This window comes from Arthrobacter sp. Y3221157, from assembly GCF_059089865.1.
Genome location: NZ_JBNHFD010000192.1, coordinates 1 through 1,392 on the forward strand (window position 1 = coordinate 1; position 1,392 = coordinate 1,392).

The following is a 1,392-nucleotide window of genomic DNA, read 5'->3' on the forward strand; positions in this document are numbered from 1 at the left end:
TACTGGATGCTGAATATTCCGACGCTGGAAATGGGACGACAGCCGGTGAACGGCAAAGTACAGCCCCTCCAGGCGTTCTTTCCAGATTACCGTCCCCGTAGGAACCGGTGCCCGAGCCGCCGCCGTAGGACGGCATGGAACCTGACCCGGGGGCGCTGCCGTAGGTTGTTCCGGTGGCGGAGAAGGAGGAGGCGGCGGCAGTTCCGGGGTACCCGGCGTCGTACGTGCCGCTGTAGGTACCCGGCTGCTGTCCGGCCATCGCCGGCCTCGCGCCCTTGTTGCGCTGGGACAGGTAGTAGACCAGGTAGATCGCGCCGCCCACCCAGAAGACGGTCCAGAGGAAGCCGCCGAAGCCGTTATGGCTCCAGCCCCAGAATCCGCCACCCAGGCCCGTCAGGCCCATGATCGTGGCGATCAGGGCGCCGGTCATACCGGTGGTCCAGCGGCCCGCCCCGGCTTCCTGGACGTGGATCCGCCCGTCCGGTTCCGGGAGGAATGCCCAGGCCAGGCCGTAGAGCAGCACGCCGATGCCGGCGAAGAGCGTGAGGACGATGAAGACGCCGCGGATGATCAGCGGATCCACGCCCAGCCGGCTGGCGATGCCGCTGGAGGCACCGCCCACCCAGCGGTCGGCGCCCCGGTGGATGCCATGGCTCCGGACCCAGGGGAAGAAGTCCGTGGACTGGGAGGGGGCAGTGGAAGCGTACTGCGGGCCGGGAAGCGCGCCGGACTCGGCCGCATGGCTGCCGGAAGGATTGCTGGCTCCGGGCTGGTAGCCGGAACTGTTCCGGCCGTCGCCGGTCCCGACGTCATTCCTGTCCGCGTCCTGCGGAGCGGAAGGGCCCGCGGACGGGTCCGGAGTTGATGGCACGGAGGACGGCAGGGGCTCGGTGGGCCGCTGGCTGCCGGGACCCGGCAGGGGCTCGGTGGGCTGGCCGTCGTCGGGGGAGGGGGTCTGCGAGTTCATACCTAAATCCTCGCGTTTGGGCTGGTGGGGCTCTACTGGGGAATACCCTGAACCGTCCCTGAGTCACCCCCGGTTGCCGCCGGAATCCGGTCCGGGGAACCCTGATCCGTGCTTGGATTGAACCATGACGACCCTCCCGGCACGGCCACCCCTGGCGCGCAGCAGCGACCGCGTGATCGCCGGGGTGTGTTCGGGCCTGGCGGTCCATCTGGGCTGGCCCGTGAAGAACGTCCGGGTTGCCATGGCGCTCGCCACCCTCGCCGGCGGCGCCGGACTGGTCTTCTACGCCTGGCTGTGGATCATGGTTCCCACCGCAGACGAGGCCGCCAGGCGCAATGCCCGCCGCCCGGCGTCGCCCATTGCGCCTGCGGTGAGCCAGCCGGCAGGGTCCCCGGCCGGGATGCCGGCTCCTGGTCCTGACCTTT

General features: G+C 69.9%; 2 protein-coding genes. One reads left to right on the plus strand and one right to left on the minus strand.

What is annotated here, in order from left to right; translation table 11 throughout:
• Positions 1 to 967: PspC domain-containing protein (locus AC5RTT_RS20555; RefSeq protein ID WP_494146706.1), on the minus strand; the 967-nt coding region annotated here is incomplete at its 3' end.
• A gap of 124 nt (positions 968 to 1,091) precedes the next feature.
• Here AC5RTT_RS20555 and AC5RTT_RS20560 point away from each other — a divergent pair.
• On the plus strand, positions 1,092 to 1,392 hold a 301-nt coding region (locus AC5RTT_RS20560; protein WP_494146707.1), incomplete at its 3' end, for a PspC domain-containing protein.